The organism is Fibrobacter sp., from assembly GCF_045601785.1.
Classification (GTDB): domain Bacteria; phylum Fibrobacterota; class Fibrobacteria; order Fibrobacterales; family Fibrobacteraceae; genus Fibrobacter.
Genome location: NZ_JAZSAF010000040.1, coordinates 49,754 through 66,788 on the forward strand (window position 1 = coordinate 49,754; position 17,035 = coordinate 66,788).

13 protein-coding genes are annotated in these 17,035 nt (G+C 53.9%); 9 read left to right on the top strand and 4 right to left on the bottom strand.

Translation table 11 applies throughout. From position 1 onward, the window contains the following. Nucleotides 1-23: 23 nt before the first annotated feature. On the bottom strand, nt 24-1,730 hold the full coding sequence (locus ACKI61_RS05935; protein WP_407456842.1) for an FISUMP domain-containing protein: 1,707 nt from the start codon (nt 1,728-1,730) through the stop codon (nt 24-26). A 65-nt stretch (nt 1,731-1,795) separates the two neighbouring features. On the opposite strand from ACKI61_RS05935, the gene ACKI61_RS05940 reads away from it, so the two are divergent. After that, on the top strand, nt 1,796-2,329 hold the full coding sequence (locus ACKI61_RS05940; protein WP_407456843.1) for a low molecular weight protein-tyrosine-phosphatase: 534 nt from the start codon (nt 1,796-1,798) through the stop codon (nt 2,327-2,329). A 115-nt stretch (nt 2,330-2,444) separates the two neighbouring features. Then, nucleotides 2,445-5,420, top strand: a complete 2,976-nt coding sequence (gene secA / locus ACKI61_RS05945; RefSeq protein WP_407456844.1) for a preprotein translocase subunit SecA — start codon at nt 2,445-2,447, stop codon at nt 5,418-5,420. Nucleotides 5,421-5,533: 113 nt separating this feature from the next. Here the strand turns inward: secA and ACKI61_RS05950 are convergent, their stop codons facing one another. Continuing rightward, entirely contained in the window at nt 5,534-6,541 is a 1,008-nt protein-coding gene (locus tag ACKI61_RS05950; protein WP_407456845.1) for a hypothetical protein, read from the bottom strand. A gap of 96 nt (nt 6,542-6,637) precedes the next feature. Here ACKI61_RS05950 and tmk point away from each other — a divergent pair, with 96 nt between their 5' ends. Continuing rightward, the gene (gene tmk, locus ACKI61_RS05955) at nt 6,638-7,267 is read left to right on the top strand and encodes a dTMP kinase (RefSeq protein ID WP_407456846.1); all 630 of its coding nucleotides are present in this window, start codon (nt 6,638-6,640) and stop codon (nt 7,265-7,267) included. 71 nt (nt 7,268-7,338) lie between these two features. After that, nucleotides 7,339-8,118, top strand: coding sequence for a 16S rRNA (adenine(1518)-N(6)/adenine(1519)-N(6))-dimethyltransferase RsmA (rsmA, locus tag ACKI61_RS05960; RefSeq protein WP_407456847.1), 780 nt, complete (start codon nt 7,339-7,341; stop codon nt 8,116-8,118). Between the two features lie 12 nt (nt 8,119-8,130). Here the strand turns inward: rsmA and ACKI61_RS05965 are convergent, their stop codons facing one another. Both ACKI61_RS05965 and lon read right to left on the bottom strand, forming a co-directional pair. Then, entirely contained in the window at nt 8,131-8,895 is a 765-nt protein-coding gene (locus ACKI61_RS05965; RefSeq protein WP_407456848.1) for a YggS family pyridoxal phosphate-dependent enzyme, read from the bottom strand. An 82-nt stretch (nt 8,896-8,977) separates the two neighbouring features. Further along, the gene (gene lon / locus ACKI61_RS05970) at nt 8,978-11,329 is read right to left on the bottom strand and encodes an endopeptidase La (protein WP_407456849.1); all 2,352 of its coding nucleotides are present in this window, start codon (nt 11,327-11,329) and stop codon (nt 8,978-8,980) included. A 78-nt stretch (nt 11,330-11,407) separates the two neighbouring features. Between lon and ACKI61_RS05975 the strand changes: the two genes are divergently transcribed. The 5 genes from ACKI61_RS05975 to ACKI61_RS05995 form a co-directional block, all read left to right on the top strand. Beyond that, nucleotides 11,408-13,291, top strand: coding sequence for a hypothetical protein (locus tag ACKI61_RS05975; RefSeq protein ID WP_407456850.1), 1,884 nt, complete (start codon nt 11,408-11,410; stop codon nt 13,289-13,291). A gap of 33 nt (nt 13,292-13,324) precedes the next feature. Beyond that, on the top strand, nt 13,325-14,857 hold the full coding sequence (locus tag ACKI61_RS05980) for a DUF1538 domain-containing protein (protein ID WP_407456851.1): 1,533 nt from the start codon (nt 13,325-13,327) through the stop codon (nt 14,855-14,857). 8 nt (nt 14,858-14,865) lie between these two features. Beyond that, nucleotides 14,866-15,282: a hypothetical protein gene (locus tag ACKI61_RS05985; protein WP_407456852.1), complete on the top strand. Its 417-nt coding sequence runs from the start codon at nt 14,866-14,868 to the stop codon at nt 15,280-15,282. Next, nucleotides 15,279-15,650: a P-II family nitrogen regulator gene (locus tag ACKI61_RS05990; protein ID WP_407456853.1), complete on the top strand. Its 372-nt coding sequence runs from the start codon at nt 15,279-15,281 to the stop codon at nt 15,648-15,650. Before ACKI61_RS05985 ends, ACKI61_RS05990 begins: the two co-directional genes overlap by 4 nt. 143 nt (nt 15,651-15,793) lie before the next feature. Beyond that, nucleotides 15,794-17,035, top strand: a 1,242-nt coding sequence (locus ACKI61_RS05995; protein ID WP_407456854.1) for a BspA family leucine-rich repeat surface protein, incomplete at its 3' end; no start/stop codon positions are given.

Below are 17,035 nucleotides of genomic sequence, written 5' to 3' on the forward strand. Positions count from 1 at the left end.
ACCGCCTTTCTGGTGGTTTAAAATTAATTCACGTCGACGACTTCGTCTTCGATGCAGCGGACATAAGCGCCGGTTATCTTGTGCGCATTGTCAGTCCCGACCGAGCCATCGGCACGATACGACCACACATAGGCAAACTCATACTCGTAGGCCGTACCCGAGACATCGTATTCCGTGGAACTCCAGTAGAGCGCCTCGTAGCCTTCGCTCCTGTAGTAGCCCTTGTAATCAAAAGCCCCGCCTGTCCGATTTGTGAAATACGCCTGGTAGTCCGGATAATCCTGAAGGAACTCGTACAGTTCCTTCCATTCCTTATCACTAGGCAGGTGCCAGCCGCTCGGGCAAATGCCGCGGTAGGGAGTCACGACATCTCCCAGTTGCTTGCCGTCAAATTCCGTCTTAGCACCCATCGCCATGGCCCAAGTATAAAGGCGCCCGTACTTTTCGCAGTTTTCCGCCTTGTCATCGTAGCACATGCTTCCTTCGACAGGAGTATCCAGGTTATGCGTACTCCACACCTGCATTCCTATTCTCACGCTTTCCACATCGGGATTATACACCGAATTCGAAGATTCGACCGTCTCGGTGCTCGAAGAAGACGGTTCGTCCAAGGCCCCGTCCTTGACGCAGCGGACATATGCGCCGGTAATCTTGTGCGAATTGTCCTTGTCGAAAGAAAGGTCGCTGCGGACGGCCACGAGCCAGGCAAACTCAAACCCGTAACTGGTTCCCGTGACATCGTATTCCGTGGAACTCCAATACAGCGACTCGTAGGATTCGTTCTTGTATTCTCCGCGGTAGTCATAGAAGCCGCCGATCTGGTTTGCGAAATCTTCCCTTTCCTTGGAATGCTTTCCCAGGTAGGAGAACAGCTGCATCCATTCGTCATGACTTGGAATGTGCGAACCGTCGGGGCAAATTCCCTGATGTGGCAACTCAATTTTTCCCAGTTCGTTCCTGTTATAATCTACGCCAACCTTCATCGCATCAGCCCAGGAGTAGAGCCTGCCGTACTTTTCGCAGTTTTTGGATTCGTTCTCATAGCACCGGCTTCCTTCGACGGGCTCGTTCAGGTTCGTCGTCATCCATTCCTGCGAACCGAACTTGACGAACTTGTAGCCCTCCGCTTTCGCACTCGACGAAGAACTTTCGGGGCCACTGCTAGACGAATAGCGCTCATCCGAGCTGGAGGAGGCGTCTGAACCGGAACCATTTCCGGCAGAGCTCGAAGAACGCTTCTCGCCCACAACGACATCATCTTCTGCATTCCGATAGAACGGAGCGTCATAAACCATTTTGCAGAGGCAGCCGTCGATTTGCCAATAACCCATGTCCGTGATTATCGCGTAGTAGGCAGACTCCGTTCCCAGTTTAAAATTGCAGTTCCACACATTCGCCCAGATGTGCTGTTCCATCGATTCGTTCTTATCGTAAAGGGTTATGTTATAGCGTTCATTCCACGAATCGTAATCCACAGAAACACAGACGACATCGTTGTTGTAGCCGTTGATGTACGACACGGCGCGGTCGCAGACCTGCTTTTTAAGGTAGCTCTTGTCGGACAAGTCCTTGGACCACAAGTCGCCTTCAACCTTGTAGGTCTCGGCGCAGGCGTCGGTATTGTAGACGGACTCTTCCTCGCTGCTGCTCGAAGAATCGCCGCCGCAAGCTGAAAGAAATGCCATCGCAAGAACACTGGCTGCAGAAATTACTTTGTTAAAACTGAACATACGGTTCCCTTGTTCCCCTATTTTTCATGACCTAATATAAAAAATTAGTTACTATATTTCCAAACATGAAAATCAGGATCCTGTTCGTTTGCCACGGAAACATTTGCCGGAGCCCCATGGCAGAGTTCGTCATGAAAAAGCTTGTACGGGATTTGCCCGCTGAACTACAACAGGGGGCAGCGCAGTCCCAGTTGAAAGATATAGAATTCGAAATCGCAAGCGCCGCGACGAGCACCGAAGAAATCGGGAACCCGGTTTACCCGCCCGCGCGCCGCATGCTCGCCATGCACGGCATCGATTGTTCCGGGAAAACGGCGCGCCAGATGACGGTGCGCGATTACGAGTATTACGATTACATCGTGCTCATGGACCGTAACAATTTGCGCAACCTCCGCTGGATTTTACCGGCCGACGTGTACGCCTGTGAAACAGCCGCTTCAAGCGAAAACCGCAAGGTCTCGCTCCTGATGGACTGGGTACACGAAAGCCGCGATGTGGCGGACCCTTGGTATACAGGCGATTTTCAGGCCACCTGGGACGATGTGAACGAGGGCTGTAGGGCGATGCTCGCCCAGATTTTGCGGTTGACTCGGCAATAGGCCCTTGTTTCAAGACGAAACAATTTAGACTTGGCACGCAATTTGCTAAATTATCCCCGTATTTTTTAATAATCAGAGTCCGCGGGCGGTGCCCTCGGCCGTAAAAAGGAAAAAGATGAGCATAGTCGATACCGTTCTTCACAAGATCTTTGGTACCCCTCACGAACGCAAAGTGAAGCAGCTGCGCCCGGTCATTGCGCAGATCCATGCCGCAAGACAGGCGCTTGAAGCCCTGGACGATGCAGCCCTGGCCGCAAAGAGTGCGGAATTCCGCGAAAAGCTCAAGAATGGCGCTACCCTCGAAGATATCAAGGTCGAAGCGTTCGCCGTGTGCCAGGAAGCCTGCGACCGCCGCCTGGGCATCTTCAACATTTTCAAGCCGGAGTTCAACTTTGACTTTAGCCGCCTGGGCCCTGAACTCCAGGAATCGGTGAACGCCGCGAAGGCCGAACTGGCCGCCGGCAAGAACGAATGGGAAGTCTACCTGCCCGCCTCCGTGTACGCGAAGGTCCGCGAACTCTACCCCGAATCGGTGAAGCCGTTCCGCATGATGCCTTTCGACGTGCAGATGATCGGTGGCTTGGTGCTCCACGAAGGCGCCATCGCCGAAATGGCTACCGGTGAAGGTAAGACCCTTGCCGCCGCCCTGCCGGTTTACTTGAACGGTCTTAGCGGCCACGGTGTGCACGTGGTGACCGTGAACGACTACCTCGCCGGCCGTGACGCCAAGCAGATGGGTATGGTCTACAAGTTCCTCGGACTCACGGTGGGCCTCATCGTGAACGGCCTGAACCCCGAAGAACGCCGCATAAGCTACAACAGCGACGTGACCTACGGCACCAACAACGAATTCGGCTTCGACTACCTGCGCGACAACATGGCCGTGGAACCTGCACACCTCGTGCAGCGCGAACTGAACTTCTGTATCGTCGATGAAGTGGACTCCATCTTGATCGACGAAGCCCGTACCCCGCTCATCATCAGCGGCCCCGCCGAAGACGCTACCGTAAAGTACGCCAAGGCAAACGAGATTGCGAAGCAGCTCATCAAGAACAAGGACTTCTCGGTCGACGAAAAGGACAAGAACATTCAGCTCACCGAAAAGGGTGTGAACCACATTCAGGAACTCATGCACATTACGAACCTGTACGGCGAACATGCCGACTGGGTGCACTTCTTGGATAACGCCCTTAAGGCCTGGTACCTTTACGAAAAGGACGTGGACTACATCGTCCGCGACACCGAAATCATCATCGTCGACGAAAACACGGGCCGTCTCATGGAAGGCCGCCGTTACAGCAACGGTATGCACCAGGCCATCGAAGCCAAAGAAGGCGTGCAGATCCGTCGCGAAAACCAGACGCTTGCAACGATTACGTTCCAGAACTACTTCCGCATGTACAAGAAGCTTTCGGGTATGACGGGTACCGCCGAAACCGAAGCCACGGAATTCATCAAGATCTACAACATGAACACCTGGGTGATTCCGACCAACAAGCCTTGCATCCGTAAGGACCTGCAGGACATGGTGTACAAGAGCGAAGATGCCAAGTGGCGCGCCATTGTGGCCGAAATCAAGGAACGCCACAGCAAGGGCCAGCCGCTCCTCGTTGGTACGGCCTCTATTGAAAAGTCCGAACACTTGCATGGCCTTTTGGAAAAGGAAGGCATTCCGCACGAAGTCTTGAACGCCAAGAACCATGGCCGCGAAGCTGAAATCATCCAGTACGCCGGCTACAAGGACAAGGTGACGATCGCCACCAACATGGCCGGTCGTGGTACCGACATCGCCCTTGGCCCGGGAGTTACCGAGCTTGGCGGTTTGCACGTGCTTGGCACCGAACGCCACGAATCCCGCCGTATCGACAACCAGCTGCGCGGCCGTTCCGGCCGTCAGGGCGACCCGGGTTCCAGCCAGTACTTCCTTAGCCTCGATGACAACCTGATGCGTATCTTCGGTGGCGACAGCGTTAAGAACCTGATGACCCGTTTTGGCGTGGGCGAAGACGAAGTGATTACCCACCCGATTGTTAGCCGCTCGATTCGTGGTGCGCAGCGCCGCGTGGAAGGCCAGAGCTTCGATATCCGTAAGCACTTGCTCGACTACGATAACGTGATGAACGAGCAGCGCAAGGTGATTTACGGGCTGCGCCGCCGCATTCTGAACGGCGAAGACATCAGCGAAGAAATCATGAACCGCATCGAAGACGCCTGCGACATCAAGGTGTCTCAGTACATTCCGGCAAAGAGCTACGCCGAAGCCTGGAACCTCGAAGGGCTCCACACCGACCTGCAGCGAAGCCTCGGCATGGAATACAACTTGACACTCGAAGATGCGATCAACAAGACTCCCGAAATGGTGCTTGACGAAATCATCGACATGTGCAAGGCCCGCTACGAAAAGCTCACGAAGATCATTCCGGAGACGGACTTCCGCCAGATTGAGCGCCGCTTCTTGCTGATGACTATTGACCAGGTGTGGAAGGAACACTTGTACGCCATGGACCAGCTGAAGGAATCGATCCGCTTCCACGGATACGCCCAGAAGGACCCGCTGATGGTCTACAAGAACGAAGGCTACAAGATGTTCGAAGGTTGCATGGAAAAGATCGCGACGCTCACCGCGCTCCGCATCTTGAACATCCGCATTACGCTCCCGAACGGTGTGACTGTGTCGCCTGACCAGTTGCAGCTCAAGAGCCAGGAACAGATCGAAGCTGAAAAGAAGGCTGCCGAAAAAGCTCAGGCTGCCAACGCCGCCGCAGCACCTGCCACTGAACAGGCCGCGCAGGCTCCCGAGGCGAAGCAATCCAATGCCGAATCTGCCGAGCAGATGAGCGCTGAAGGTGCAAAGCCCGCTGGCCTCGCAGGCACCGCCGCTACTTCTGAAACGAATGCGATTTCTGAAGAACAGCAGGCTCAGCCGATGCCGCAGTCCGCACTTCCGGGCACCCGTCAGGTGAACCCCGCTATGCTCGCCGCTGCACGCCGCCGCGCTCAGCAGCAGGCTCCGAAGCTCGGCCGCAATGATCCGTGCTGGTGCGGTTCTGGCCTCAAGTACAAGAAGTGCCACGGCAAGGACCTGGAGTAAGGCATCGCGCTCATCAAGCGCACTGCAATTTAAAAAGAAGCCGTCTTAACCGACGGCTTTTTTTGTATAAAAAAATTCCCGGTTTGTCACCGGGATAAATTTTGCGAGTTGTATTAGTTTTCGCTTGCGAGGTGGTCCAGGTAAAGCTTCTGGGCTTTTGAATCGTACATCACCACGTCGTAGAGTTCGCCGTCTTTGCCGGTGCGCGATTCCACGAAGAGTCCGCCCATGGAGCCCTTTTCGGTGGGCAGGAATGCGCTGCGGCCTTCGGGCGATGTCTTGAATTCAAGGTAGCCCTGTTCCACGTACCAGTCGCGAATGACTTTGTAGTAGATGCGTTCCATGTTTTCGCCTACAAGGGTGTTCAGGCGGCGAGCGATTTCGCTGACGGGCACGGGCGTGTCTTCGGTGGGGTAATCGGCCAGCTGTTCAGCGGTCAGGTGGAATTTTTCCCTTTGCACGCGCTTCGGAGCGTATTCCTGGTCGTCTTGAAAATCTTGAGCCTGATTGGCCTTGCGCTTGGCAAAGCGTTCGTTTGCAATGTCGACGCACTTTTGAATGTTGTCGAGAATGAACTGTTGCGCCTGTTGCCAGCACTGCGTATAAATGTTGTGGTGGCCGCGCAGGTCCGATTCGCCCTTTTCGAATCCGTAGGTTTCGCCCTTGGCAGTGGGCAGGTTGGCGTCGGTGCCGCTTTCTGTGGACTGTCTTTCGAGAATGCCTTCTTGCACCAGGAAGTTTGCCACGTCGGCATAGAGCAGGTGGTTCATGTTCTTGGGCAGGAGTTCATTTACATTGCGCACCACGCGGGAAATCGAAACCGGGTAATCAAAGAAGCGGTAACCCTTCAGGGTTTCGGCGTCGATGGCCAAATCTTGCATGGTGGGCTTTGCGGTTTTCTTGGCGGGGCGCTGCTTTTCGGCGGTAGGCATGGGGGCCACTTGGTCGTGGTTCAGCTGCTGCTGCAAAAGCGATGCGACGTAGGCGAGGCACTTGCTGATGCGTTCCTGTTTGCAGGAATCCCCTTCGGGCAGGATTTCGTCTGTCAGGGGGTTGATTCCGCAAGAGAGCTTGCGCAGGTACATTTCGGCACGTTCAATAATCGCATTTTCAGAGGCCATACAAAACTCCATTCGTTACAAAAAGCGTTGTAAAGATAGTATTTTCTTGGCGTACCATAATTTTTTTCTACCTTTTAAAGTAATTGTGAATCTACTATGAAAACGGCTAAGCATTTTTTTAGTTTAGAAGGTATCGACGGTTCGGGCAAAACGACCCAGATCGATATGCTGATTGACGCCCTCACCAAGGAAGGCTACTCCGTGGTGAAGTTGCGCGAACCGGGCGGCGCAAAGATTTCGGAACGCGTGCGCGAGATTCTTTTGGATACGAGTTTCAAGGGAATCATGAGCGACAAGACCGAGCTTTTGTTGTATAATGCCGCCCGCGCCCAGGTGATTGCCGAAATTATTCAGCCTGCGCTTGATGCCGGGAAGATTGTGATTGCCGATCGATTTGCCTGGAGCACTTTTGCCTACCAGGGTTATGCCCGCGGCTTGGGTGCTGATCTTGTGCAGCGCCTGACCGAGATCACTTGCGACGGTTGCTTTCCGGAGTTGACTGTGGTGCTTGACATTGATGTGGCCAGGGGACGCGCGCGCACCGCGAAGCGGGGCGAGGCACCCGATCGACTGGAGAGCGAGAAGGCCGAATTTTTCGAGAGGGTGCGCAAGGGGTACCTTGCCGCGGCCCGTGACTACAGCGACTGTGTTGCCGCCATTGACGCCGACCGCAGCCCCGATGCCGTATTCGCCGACTTGTATAAGCTTGTAAAGGCTAGACTCTAGAAAAATCGTTAAAGTATAACTTGAAAGGCCTGCAATTGAATTGCAGGCTTTTTATTTCTATCTTTGGCGGTATGGATAGAGCCCGCCGCCGTAAATTTGGCCAGAATTTTTTGGATGTACCTACCGCGCAGATGATTGCGGGCGATTTGCCTGCGAATGCGGGCGACTGGGTGCTTGAAATCGGCCCTGGGCACGGCGCCTTGACGGAACACTTGCTCGAACGCGCCGTGCAACTCACTGCCGTCGAAATCGACGAGCAGTGCGTGGAATTTTTGCAAGAAAAATTCCAGGGCCGCGAAAATTTCCACATCGAAAACATCGACTTTCTGAAGTTTGACTTGCAGGCGTTTTTAGATGCCCACGAAAAACCGTGGGTCACGGGAAACTTGCCCTACAACGTGTCGACTGCGATTATCGCAGGGCTCATGCCGAAACTGCACTTGACCAAGGGCTTTATGGGAATGGTGCAGCTCGAAGTCGCCGAGCGCATCTGTGCAAGCCCCTGCAGCAGCAATTACGGAAGCCTATCCGTGCTCGTGTCCGCCTACGCTGACACGCAGATTCTCCGCAAGATTGGCCCCGAGCATTTTACGCCGCGCCCCAATGTGGATAGCGCCACCATGCTCCTTACGCCCAAGGCCGATGCGCTCGCGGCCCCCGAAGGATTCTTTGACTTCGTACGCGCCGCCTTCACCCAAAAGCGCAAAACCCTTGCCAATTCGTTCGGCCGCGCCTACGACAAAAAGAAAATCCAGGAAGCTATCGAGCTCCTGGATTATCCGACAACGGTTCGCGCCGAAGAACTTTCCCCTGCCCAATTCCTTGAATTCTACAAGGTAATCGTCGGGTAGGCGCGAGCAGTCTTATTTTGTATAGTCGCGTTCGCCGAAGAGCGCTGTCCCCACGCGAATCATCGTGGAACCTTCTTCGATGGCGACTTCCAAGTCGCCAGTCATACCCATTGAAAGCTGGTCAAAGTTCGCGAACACGCCACCCTTCGCCAAGAATTTCTGCTGAAGGTTGCGCAGGAATGCAAAGCATTCGCGGCTGTCCTCGGCGACGCCGGTGTTCTTGCCGATGGTCATCAGGCCACGGAAACGCAAGTGCGGGAAATTTGCGCTCTTGCCGTCGGCAGCCGCGGCACCCGCTTTTGTCTCAAGCTCGTTCAGGAACGCCTCGGCTTCGTGAACATCCAAGCCACTCTTGGTCTCTTCTTCGCCGGCGTTCACCTGAAAGAGGATGTCAAGCAACTTGTTTTGGGCAGCGCAGACTTTCTCCAACTTTTCCACCGCTTCGATGCTCGCGATGGAATGGATGCAGTCGGCCACAATCGCCGCCTTCTTGAGCTTATTACTTTGTACAGGACCGATCACGTGGCAACGAACGCGGCTACCGTCTTTTGCCATACGTGGCTCAGAGAACTTGAGTTCAGCTTCCTGCACGCGGTTTTCGCCAAAGTCGGTTGCACCAAGCGCAATCGCATTTTCCACGGCTTCTGCCGGGTGGAACTTGCTCACCCACACGAGCTTCACCGAGTCGCGGCTACGACCCGCAATCTTGCAGGCTTCGCTAATCCTGGCTTCAAGAGCTGTCAGGTGCTCACGCATTTCGTCAAGAGAGAATTCCATATATCCTTCTTCCTCCTCTAGAAAAGGAGATACCCGATTGTCATCCCGGACTTGTTCCGGGACGGGCATGACACTTAAGCTTTTACTTTTTCTTGCCTGCCGCTTTGGATTTCACTTCTTTAAACAGCACCTTGATAATTTCGTCGATGTGCTTGTGGGTGTAAATCTTGAGGCCCTTCTTCGCAGGCGCCGGAAGCTCGTTCACATCCTTCTGGTTTCCTGCAGGGAGACGCAACGTCTTCACGCCCGCCTGGAGTGCCGCAAGCGCCTTCTCGTTGAGTCCACCAATCGGGAGGCATGCACCCGTCAAGCTCACCTCGCCGGTAAAGGCGATTTCAGGCGACACGGGCTGTTTCGTAAACGCAGAAAGCAGACAGAGCGTGAGGGCAATACCCGCAGAAGGTCCATCCTTCGGCACGGCGCCTTCGGGCACGTGAATGTGGATGTCCGTCTTTTTCACGATATTCGGGTCGATGCCGAAACGGTCCAAACGTTCACGCACAAGGCTTAATGCAATCTGCGCCGATTCCTTCATCACATCGCCCAGCTTACCCGTCATCAAAAGCGTCCCCTTGCCGGGCAGAAGCATACATTCAATCGGCAGAATTTCTCCACCCACGCTCGTCCATGCAAGGCCCACGATGACGCCCGGGCGCCCCGCATCGGGCAACTGGCTATCCAAGTAGCGGGGCGCACCTAGATACTCCTGCAAAGTCTTCTCGGTGATTTCGGCCTTGAACTTCTTGCCCATCACCTTGTCTTTCGCACGGTGGCGCACCACGTTTTCAAGCGTTCGTTCCAGTTCGCGCACGCCCGCCTCGCGAGTCCATTCGCGAATCACCTTTGCAATGATGCCGTCACCGAAAGCGACATCCTTGCCGTTCTCGATACCGGTGCGTTCGCAGATGCGCGGCACCAGGTACTTGCTTGCGATCTGCAACTTTTCGTGCGGATAGTAACCGGGCAGGCGCACCATTTCCAAACGGTCACGCAGGGCTTCGGGAATTTCGGCTTCGCTGTTCGCCGTTGCAATAAACAGCACACGGCTAAGATCGAGCCCCACCTCCATGAAGTGGTCGGTAAAGTCATGATTTTGCTCGGGGTCCAGAACTTCGAGCATCGCACTCGCTGGGTCGCCACGGAAATCGCTCGCCATCTTGTCGATTTCGTCGAGCAAGATAATCGGGTTCATGCACTTCGCACGGCGGAGCGCCTGAATAAAGCGACCAGGCATGGCACCGATGTAGGTGCGGCGGTGACCGCGGATTTCGGCTTCGTCACGCACGCCACCAAGCGTAATGCGCACAAAGTTTCGCTGCATGGCATTTGCAATGGACTCCACAAGAGTCGTCTTGCCCACGCCCGGAGGTCCCACCAGGCAAAGGATCGGCGCCCTGCGTTCGGTTCCGGTAAGCTTCAAGACCGCCACGTATTCCATGATGCGTTCCTTCACCTTGTCGAGCCCGAAATGCTTCGAGTCAAGTTCGCCCTTTACCTTCTTCATGTTGAGAACGGTATCGGTGTATTCGCCATACGGAAGCGTCAGGAACCAGTCCAAATAGTTGCGGCTCACGGCGTATTCCGGCGATGTCGGCTGCATCAGCTTCATGCGACCGATTTCCTCTTCGAGCTTTTCCTGGATCGCCTGAGAGAACTTCTTCGCCTTGATTTTTTTGAGCAACTGATCAGGTTCCGAGGCATTGCCACTTTCGCCATCCAGCTCGTCCTGTAGCTGGCGGATCTGCTCCGAGATAAACCATTCCTTCTGTTGCTGGGCCATCTTCTGGCGCACGTTCTGCTGCACCTTCACCATCATGGTGTCGGTATCCGCTGCGACCTTCATGATTTCAATAAGGCGCTCGGCGAGTTCGTCGATGTTTCCTATTTCGAGCAGCCGCTGGCGTTCGTCAAGCGAAATCTGCAAGAAGGGAATCATCCCGTAGAAGGCGTTGATGTGGCTGTCCATCGTGAACAGCGCATCGACCATGCCTTCCGAAATGTTACGGTGCATGGAATATTCCTTGAACTGGGAGAGCACCGTTTCAAAGCTTGCACTCTTGTCTTCCGGCTTGATCGTCGGTTCGTGCGCCGAAATCGTCACCGCCAAGAAATCCTTCTGTGTCGCAATCGAGCGGAGGTCCACCACCTGCTCTCCTTCGAGCACTACCTTCACACAGCCATTCGGGAATGGAGTCACGTTGCTTACGTGCGCCAAAATACCCACCGAATACAGGTCGAGCATCGGATTCTCGATTTCTTCGAGTTCGATATTCTTCTGTGCAGAAAGAACTATTTCACCATCGTGGGATTCGGCATATTCGAGGGCATGCAAGGAGACATCGCGGCCCACCAGAATTCGACGGGTCGTGTTCGGAAATACAATAGCGTCCCTGAGCGGGAGCAGAGGATACGTTTTCGAAAGATCTAAAGCCATACGCTACAAAGATAGTATCTTACTTTGCCACTTACCCCTTTTTTTACTATATTTGGCTCCCCAATAAAGGTGAATTTGATGTTTGACTTGAATGGTTTTTTTGAAGGGATGTCCAAGCCGCAACTTCGCAATGCGCATGCGAAGGCTTTTGGTCAAAAGGGCTTGCTAAACAACGCACTCATTCAAAGCGAAACGCTTTCTTACTACAACAGCAATACTCGCGCCCAGGCCCTGCTCGAAAAGATGGAAAGCTGGCAGCGCCACTGCATGAGCCTGATCTACAACAGCGCCTCGAGGGGACTCACGTTCAACGAACTGCGCCTGACCATTCCGGTGAGCAAGTGCCGCGACCTGCAGTCGTTTCTGCTCTCGATGTGCCGCGAATACATGCTCTGGCGCTCCCCCTCCGGCAACTCCACCGTCTATTACGGTTTCACGAACTTCATCGACATCTTCAAAGAACCCCTGATGGATGCCGCTCCCGTCAAGGGCGTCGAAGTGTTCTACCAAAATCTGGTCGACTGGCATGTCTGCGAAGTCCTTGCGCTCGCCATGCTCGGCGAGCTCAAGGTGAACAACTCCAACTTGCTGCACCGCCACAGCTACCAGGTATGCACCGACCTGTTCACGACCGCAAAGCAAATTTCTGAAAAAGCCGCCGAAAACGAGCTCTCGCTCATTTTCAACTTCTTCATGAACAGCGGCTGGCTCGAACAGGAAGACTCCCGCTTGATTCCCACCGAAAAGGCGCATGACTTTATCCGCAAAAACGGCTTCAGGCTTCACCAGGACATTCTCACGTGGTGGATCAAGGAACGCTTCCGCGGCGAACGCAGCCATTGCGTGCGGCTCCTGAAGATGCTCGAACAGCCACGCACCGCGCATGCAGCCGCCACAATCTTCTGGGTCATGGATCCCACATTCCGCCTGCAGGACAAGGACACCACAATCGCCTGGGAAGCTCTCCCCCGCCTGCTTCGCGAGCTCTGGATTCTAGGCCTTCTGCGCTTCACCATGGTCGGCGGAAAGGTCGCGACTATTTCCCTGGAACAGGCTGGCCGCGACTGGATCGAATCGTCGGTCGTCTCCGTGCCGGAACAGAATATTTCATGCCTCCCGAACTTCGAGCTGATTACATCGACTGGCACCTCGCCGCGCGTATTGCTGCTGCTCGCCTGCCTTGCCAAGGTCGAAAACGACGAAATGTACCTGCGCTTCTCGCTCAACCGCGAAAGCTACATTCGCGGGCTCAAGTGCGGAATCCCCGAATCCGAAATAGAGAATTTCAAGAGCTGGATCAAGCCGCCTGCAAACGTGGAATCGACCCTCGCCGAATGGAACTCCTCCTATTACGGCGCCAAGGTGCAGACCGTGCGCCTGCTCAAAATCGAAAGCGCCACCGTGCTCTCCGAACTTTCGCGCTTCCCGCAGTTCATGGAATGCACCAACGAGTACATTCCCGGCTACGGATTCGTGCTCAAGCCCGAGCTGGAAGAGCGCGCATTCGAAATCCTCACGAACTACGGATTCTCCCCGTTCGTGGAACGCAAGAACGTGAACCGCACGACAGCCCCGACCGAAGAATGGCGCAAGGACTTTTCGACCCCGTGGCCGGAAGCCAAGGCCCCCGATTACGAACTCAAGGCCATCGCCGATTCGGAATCGCTGCAGACGGCACTCAACTCGACCAAGTACGGCAGCAACTATCAGAAGCTGAGCACCTTCGATTTAGTCAAGGTGCTGCGCTACGCCAAGACCGTCGGTGCCCTCATCGGCGCAAAGCTCAAGAACCCGGCCAAGCGTGGCGACAACGAAGTTGAAAAGAACTTCTTTGTGCACGCGCTCAAACTCGCAAAATCCCCGCAGTCCATCGAAATCCAGCCCTACGGCAGCGACACCCCCGAAATGATCGAGCTTTCGTTCATTCAGGAAGTCAAAGTCTATAACGGCAAGCAGCCATAAAGATCAGCGAACCTTTTTCTATATTGTTTCGCGATGTTCAAGATTTTGCTGGACAAGCTGAGGGAGGCGTTCGCCTCGGTTTTACCGGTCACGCTGATTGTGCTTGCGGTGTCGTTTACGCCGCTTGTTTCGCTGACCCCTAAGCAGCTGATCGTCTTTGCAATCTGCGCCGTTTTCCTGATAGGCGGCATTGGACTATTCAATCTAGGTGCAGACCTTGCCATGACCCCGATGGGGGAACACATGGGTTCGGGCCTTGCCAAGTCGCGGCGTCTTTTGCTCCTCGTATCGGTGTGCTTTGTCATGGGCGTGCTCATCACCGTCGCAGAACCCGACCTGTCGGTACTCGCCGAACAGGTCAAGAACGCGGTGGAGCCCACGCTGCTCATCGCGACGATCGGCATCGGCGTCGGCATGTTCCTCGGCCTTTCTATAATAAAGATTGTCTTCAAGCGCGACCTCTCGACCATCATCATCTTCTTCTATATGCTGCTGTTCATGTTCGGAATGCTGATGGTCACCTTCGGCAAGGACATGTTCGTGCCCCTCGCCTTCGATTCCGGCGGTGTAACGACCGGCCCCATCACGGTGCCCTTCATCATGGCGCTCGGCGTGGGTGTGGCAGGCGCCATCGGCGGCAAGAACGCGAACGAGAACAGCTTCGGCCTTATCGCGCTCTGTTCCGTAGGGCCAATCATCGCCCTGATGGGCCTCGTGATTTTCTCGAAGGGCGACTTGACTTATGAACTTTCGGAATCCGCCTACTCCATCGACGCAAGCCTTGGTACAAACTTCCTGCCGACAATCCTTGCCGTCGCACGGGAAGTTTTCGTGGCGCTCGGACTCATCGTGGTCTTCTTCACGCTACTGCAGTTTACAGTCCTTCGCCTTTCATGGACGCGCCTGATACCGATGACCTTCGGAATAGTCTATACCTTCGTGGGCCTGGTGGTATTCCTCACTGCCGTCGCGGTGGGCTTCATGCCCATCGGATTTGAACTCGGAAAGCAACTCGGGAACATGCCGCGCGCGCTTGTTATCGCAGGATTTGTGCTCGGCATGGTGGTGGTGCTTGCAGAACCCGCGGTGCACGTTTTGAACAAACAGGTCGAAGACATCACGGGCGGACTCGTGACCAAGCGTTCCATGCTGATTGCGCTTTCGGTGGGCGTGGGTATTTCCATCGGGCTTTCGATGATCAGAATCATCATGGGATTTCCCATCATCTACTACCTGATTCCAGGCTACTTCATCTCGCTTGCGCTCTCGTTCTTTGTACCTAAGCTCTACACCGCCATCGCTTTTGATTCGGGCGGTGTTGCAAGTGGTCCGCTGACATCTAGCTTTATCTTGCCGCTTGCCATCGGGGCCTGCGCATCGCTGCGCGGCGGAGGGGACTCCATTCTGAACTACGCCTTCGGAATTGTCGCGATGGTCGCGATGACCCCGCTTATTACCATCCAGATTCTTGGCTTCAGGGCGATCGTCTCGACGGCGCTCCGTAACCGCATGATGATGCGCCGCATCCAGGATGCCGACGACGAACAGATTATCGACTTTATGTAGGGGGCACCGTGGAAAGCGAAAAGAAAATAAAGGGCAAGGCCTTGCGGGCAAACACCCGCGCCAAAGTATCGATGAACCGTCTCAAGGTACTGATTACGGTGGTGAGCCGTGCCAAGGCGGACTTCTATATGGACCACATCCAGTCCTTCGGCGTGAACATGCAGATGGTCGTGTTCGGGCAGGGAACCGCCCCGCGTGAAATTGCGACGGCAATGGGTCTTGCCGACTCGGAGCGTGCCGTCATCTTAAGCATTATCGGCGAAAATCAGCTACAGGCTGCCCTCGAAAGCCTAGGCGAAAAGTTCAACACCATCGTAGGCGGCAAGGGAATTGCCTACACGATCCCCATGACAAGCATTATCGGCAAGTCCATCTTCAACTTCTTAAGCGACAACCGCAACGCGGTACGGAGAAACGAAAAATGAATGGATTCAGTCACGAAGTCATCTTTTGCATTGTGAACACCGGATTCTCTGAAACCGTGATGGAAGCGGCGAAGGATGCCGGCGCCCGCGGAGGCACTATCCTGAACGCCCGCGGTACGGCAAACAAGGAGGCCGAATCGTTCTTCCACATCGCCATCCAGCCCGAAAAGGAAATCGTGATGATTCTCGTGGACACAAAAATCAAGGACGCAGTGCTCCACGCCCTTTACCAGAAGGCTGGGCTAGACACCATGGGCCAGGGAATCGCGTTCGCGCTCCCGGTAGACAACGTGGTGGGGCTTACCCCGTGGAAGGCCGTGGATAAAGACGGCAAGACCATCAATATGCCCGCCGTCGCGAAGGATTAGACTTTAATATTCAAATTTGGCGAAAATTCGCCAATTGTGCGAGTTCTAAAGACAAATTTGTTGTTGTACTAGGTGCTTTTTTGATGGGAAAAGGTTATATTAACTTTGCACCCACTGGCTCATTACGTTTAAAGGAACAGACGATGCTCAAACCCGCAAATAAAGAAGAACTGAAGAAAATCATCGAGAACCGCATTCGGACCGAGGGTCCCGAATGCAACCTGAACGATATTGATGTTTCCTGCGTAACCGACATGCACGAATTGTTCTCCCATAGCAAATTCAACGGCGACATTAGCCAGTGGGATGTATCGCGTGTGACCAATATGAGTTGTATGTTCTACCGCAGCATATTCGACGGCGACATCAGCAAGTGGAAAGTTTCTAACGTGACCGACATGTACGAAATGTTCTGGAATAGCAAATTCAATGGCGACATCAGCAAGTGGAAAGTTTCTAACGTGACCGACATGAGATGGATATTCGATGGAAGTCAATTTAATGGCGACATCAGCGAATGGGATGTATCCGAAGAAATTTCAAAGCAGGATAGCTGGGTTCATTGTAATTACTTAAAAAAACAGTTTTTAACAACAACCACTCTCAAAAAAAAGGAAATTTTGAGAAATCTTATTGATAAAAGAGTTGATCGGCTCGGCCCCAAATGCGACCTAAACGACATCAATGTTTTGGACATCACCGACATGAGCGGGTTGTTTGAAGGAAGCAAATTCGACGGCGACATCAGCAAGTGGGACGTATCCAATGTGACGAACATGAGCGGGATGTTTCTAGACAGCCGATTCAACGGCGACATCAGCAAGTGGGACGTCTCCAATGTAACCGACATGAGCAAGATGTTTTCTGAAAATAATCCAAGTGGCACTAGTAAGATTCGCAATCCTTTTAATGGCGACATCAGCAAGTGGGACGTATCCAATGTGACGAACATGAGTAGTATGTTTAAAGGAAGCGCGTTCAATGGCGACATCAGCAAGTGGGACGTATCCAATGTGACGAATATGAGTAGTATGTTTAAAGGAAGCGCGTTCAATGGCGACATCAGTAAGTGGAATGTATCCAATGTGACCGATATGAGCTGGATGTTTTCTGATAGCGCGTATATGATCTGCCGCTATCAGATTATCAGCGGTGACATACGGGATGTATCCGGTGACATCAGTAGATGGGACGTATCTAATGTGACGAAAATGGTCGGGATGTTTCGAGACAGCCGATTCAATGGCGACATCAGTAGGTGGGATGTATCTAATGTGACGGAAATGAGCGAAATGTTCTACGGCAGCTCATTCACTGGCGACATCAGCAGGTGGAACGTATCCAATGTGACGAACATGAGCGGGATGTTTCTAGACAGCCGATTC

Bases quoted from the DNA above. Each gene is read 5' to 3' on its own strand.
- lon (WP_407456849.1), bottom strand. From the start codon at position 11,329: ATGGCTTTAGATCTTTCGAAAACGTATCCTCTGCTCCCGCTCAGGGAC.
- rsmA (WP_407456847.1), top strand. From the start codon at position 7,339: ATGGATAGAGCCCGCCGCCGTAAATTTGGCCAGAATTTTTTGGATGTA.
- ACKI61_RS05965 (WP_407456848.1), bottom strand. From the start codon at position 8,895: ATGGAATTCTCTCTTGACGAAATGCGTGAGCACCTGACAGCTCTTGAA.
- ACKI61_RS05935 (WP_407456842.1), bottom strand. From the start codon at position 1,730: ATGTTCAGTTTTAACAAAGTAATTTCTGCAGCCAGTGTTCTTGCGATG.
- tmk (WP_407456846.1), top strand. From the start codon at position 6,638: ATGAAAACGGCTAAGCATTTTTTTAGTTTAGAAGGTATCGACGGTTCG.
- ACKI61_RS05980 (WP_407456851.1), top strand. From the start codon at position 13,325: ATGTTCAAGATTTTGCTGGACAAGCTGAGGGAGGCGTTCGCCTCGGTT.
- ACKI61_RS05990 (WP_407456853.1), top strand. From the start codon at position 15,279: ATGAATGGATTCAGTCACGAAGTCATCTTTTGCATTGTGAACACCGGA.
- ACKI61_RS05975 (WP_407456850.1), top strand. From the start codon at position 11,408: ATGTTTGACTTGAATGGTTTTTTTGAAGGGATGTCCAAGCCGCAACTT.
- ACKI61_RS05940 (WP_407456843.1), top strand. From the start codon at position 1,796: ATGAAAATCAGGATCCTGTTCGTTTGCCACGGAAACATTTGCCGGAGC.
- ACKI61_RS05950 (WP_407456845.1), bottom strand. From the start codon at position 6,541: ATGGCCTCTGAAAATGCGATTATTGAACGTGCCGAAATGTACCTGCGC.
- secA (WP_407456844.1), top strand. From the start codon at position 2,445: ATGAGCATAGTCGATACCGTTCTTCACAAGATCTTTGGTACCCCTCAC.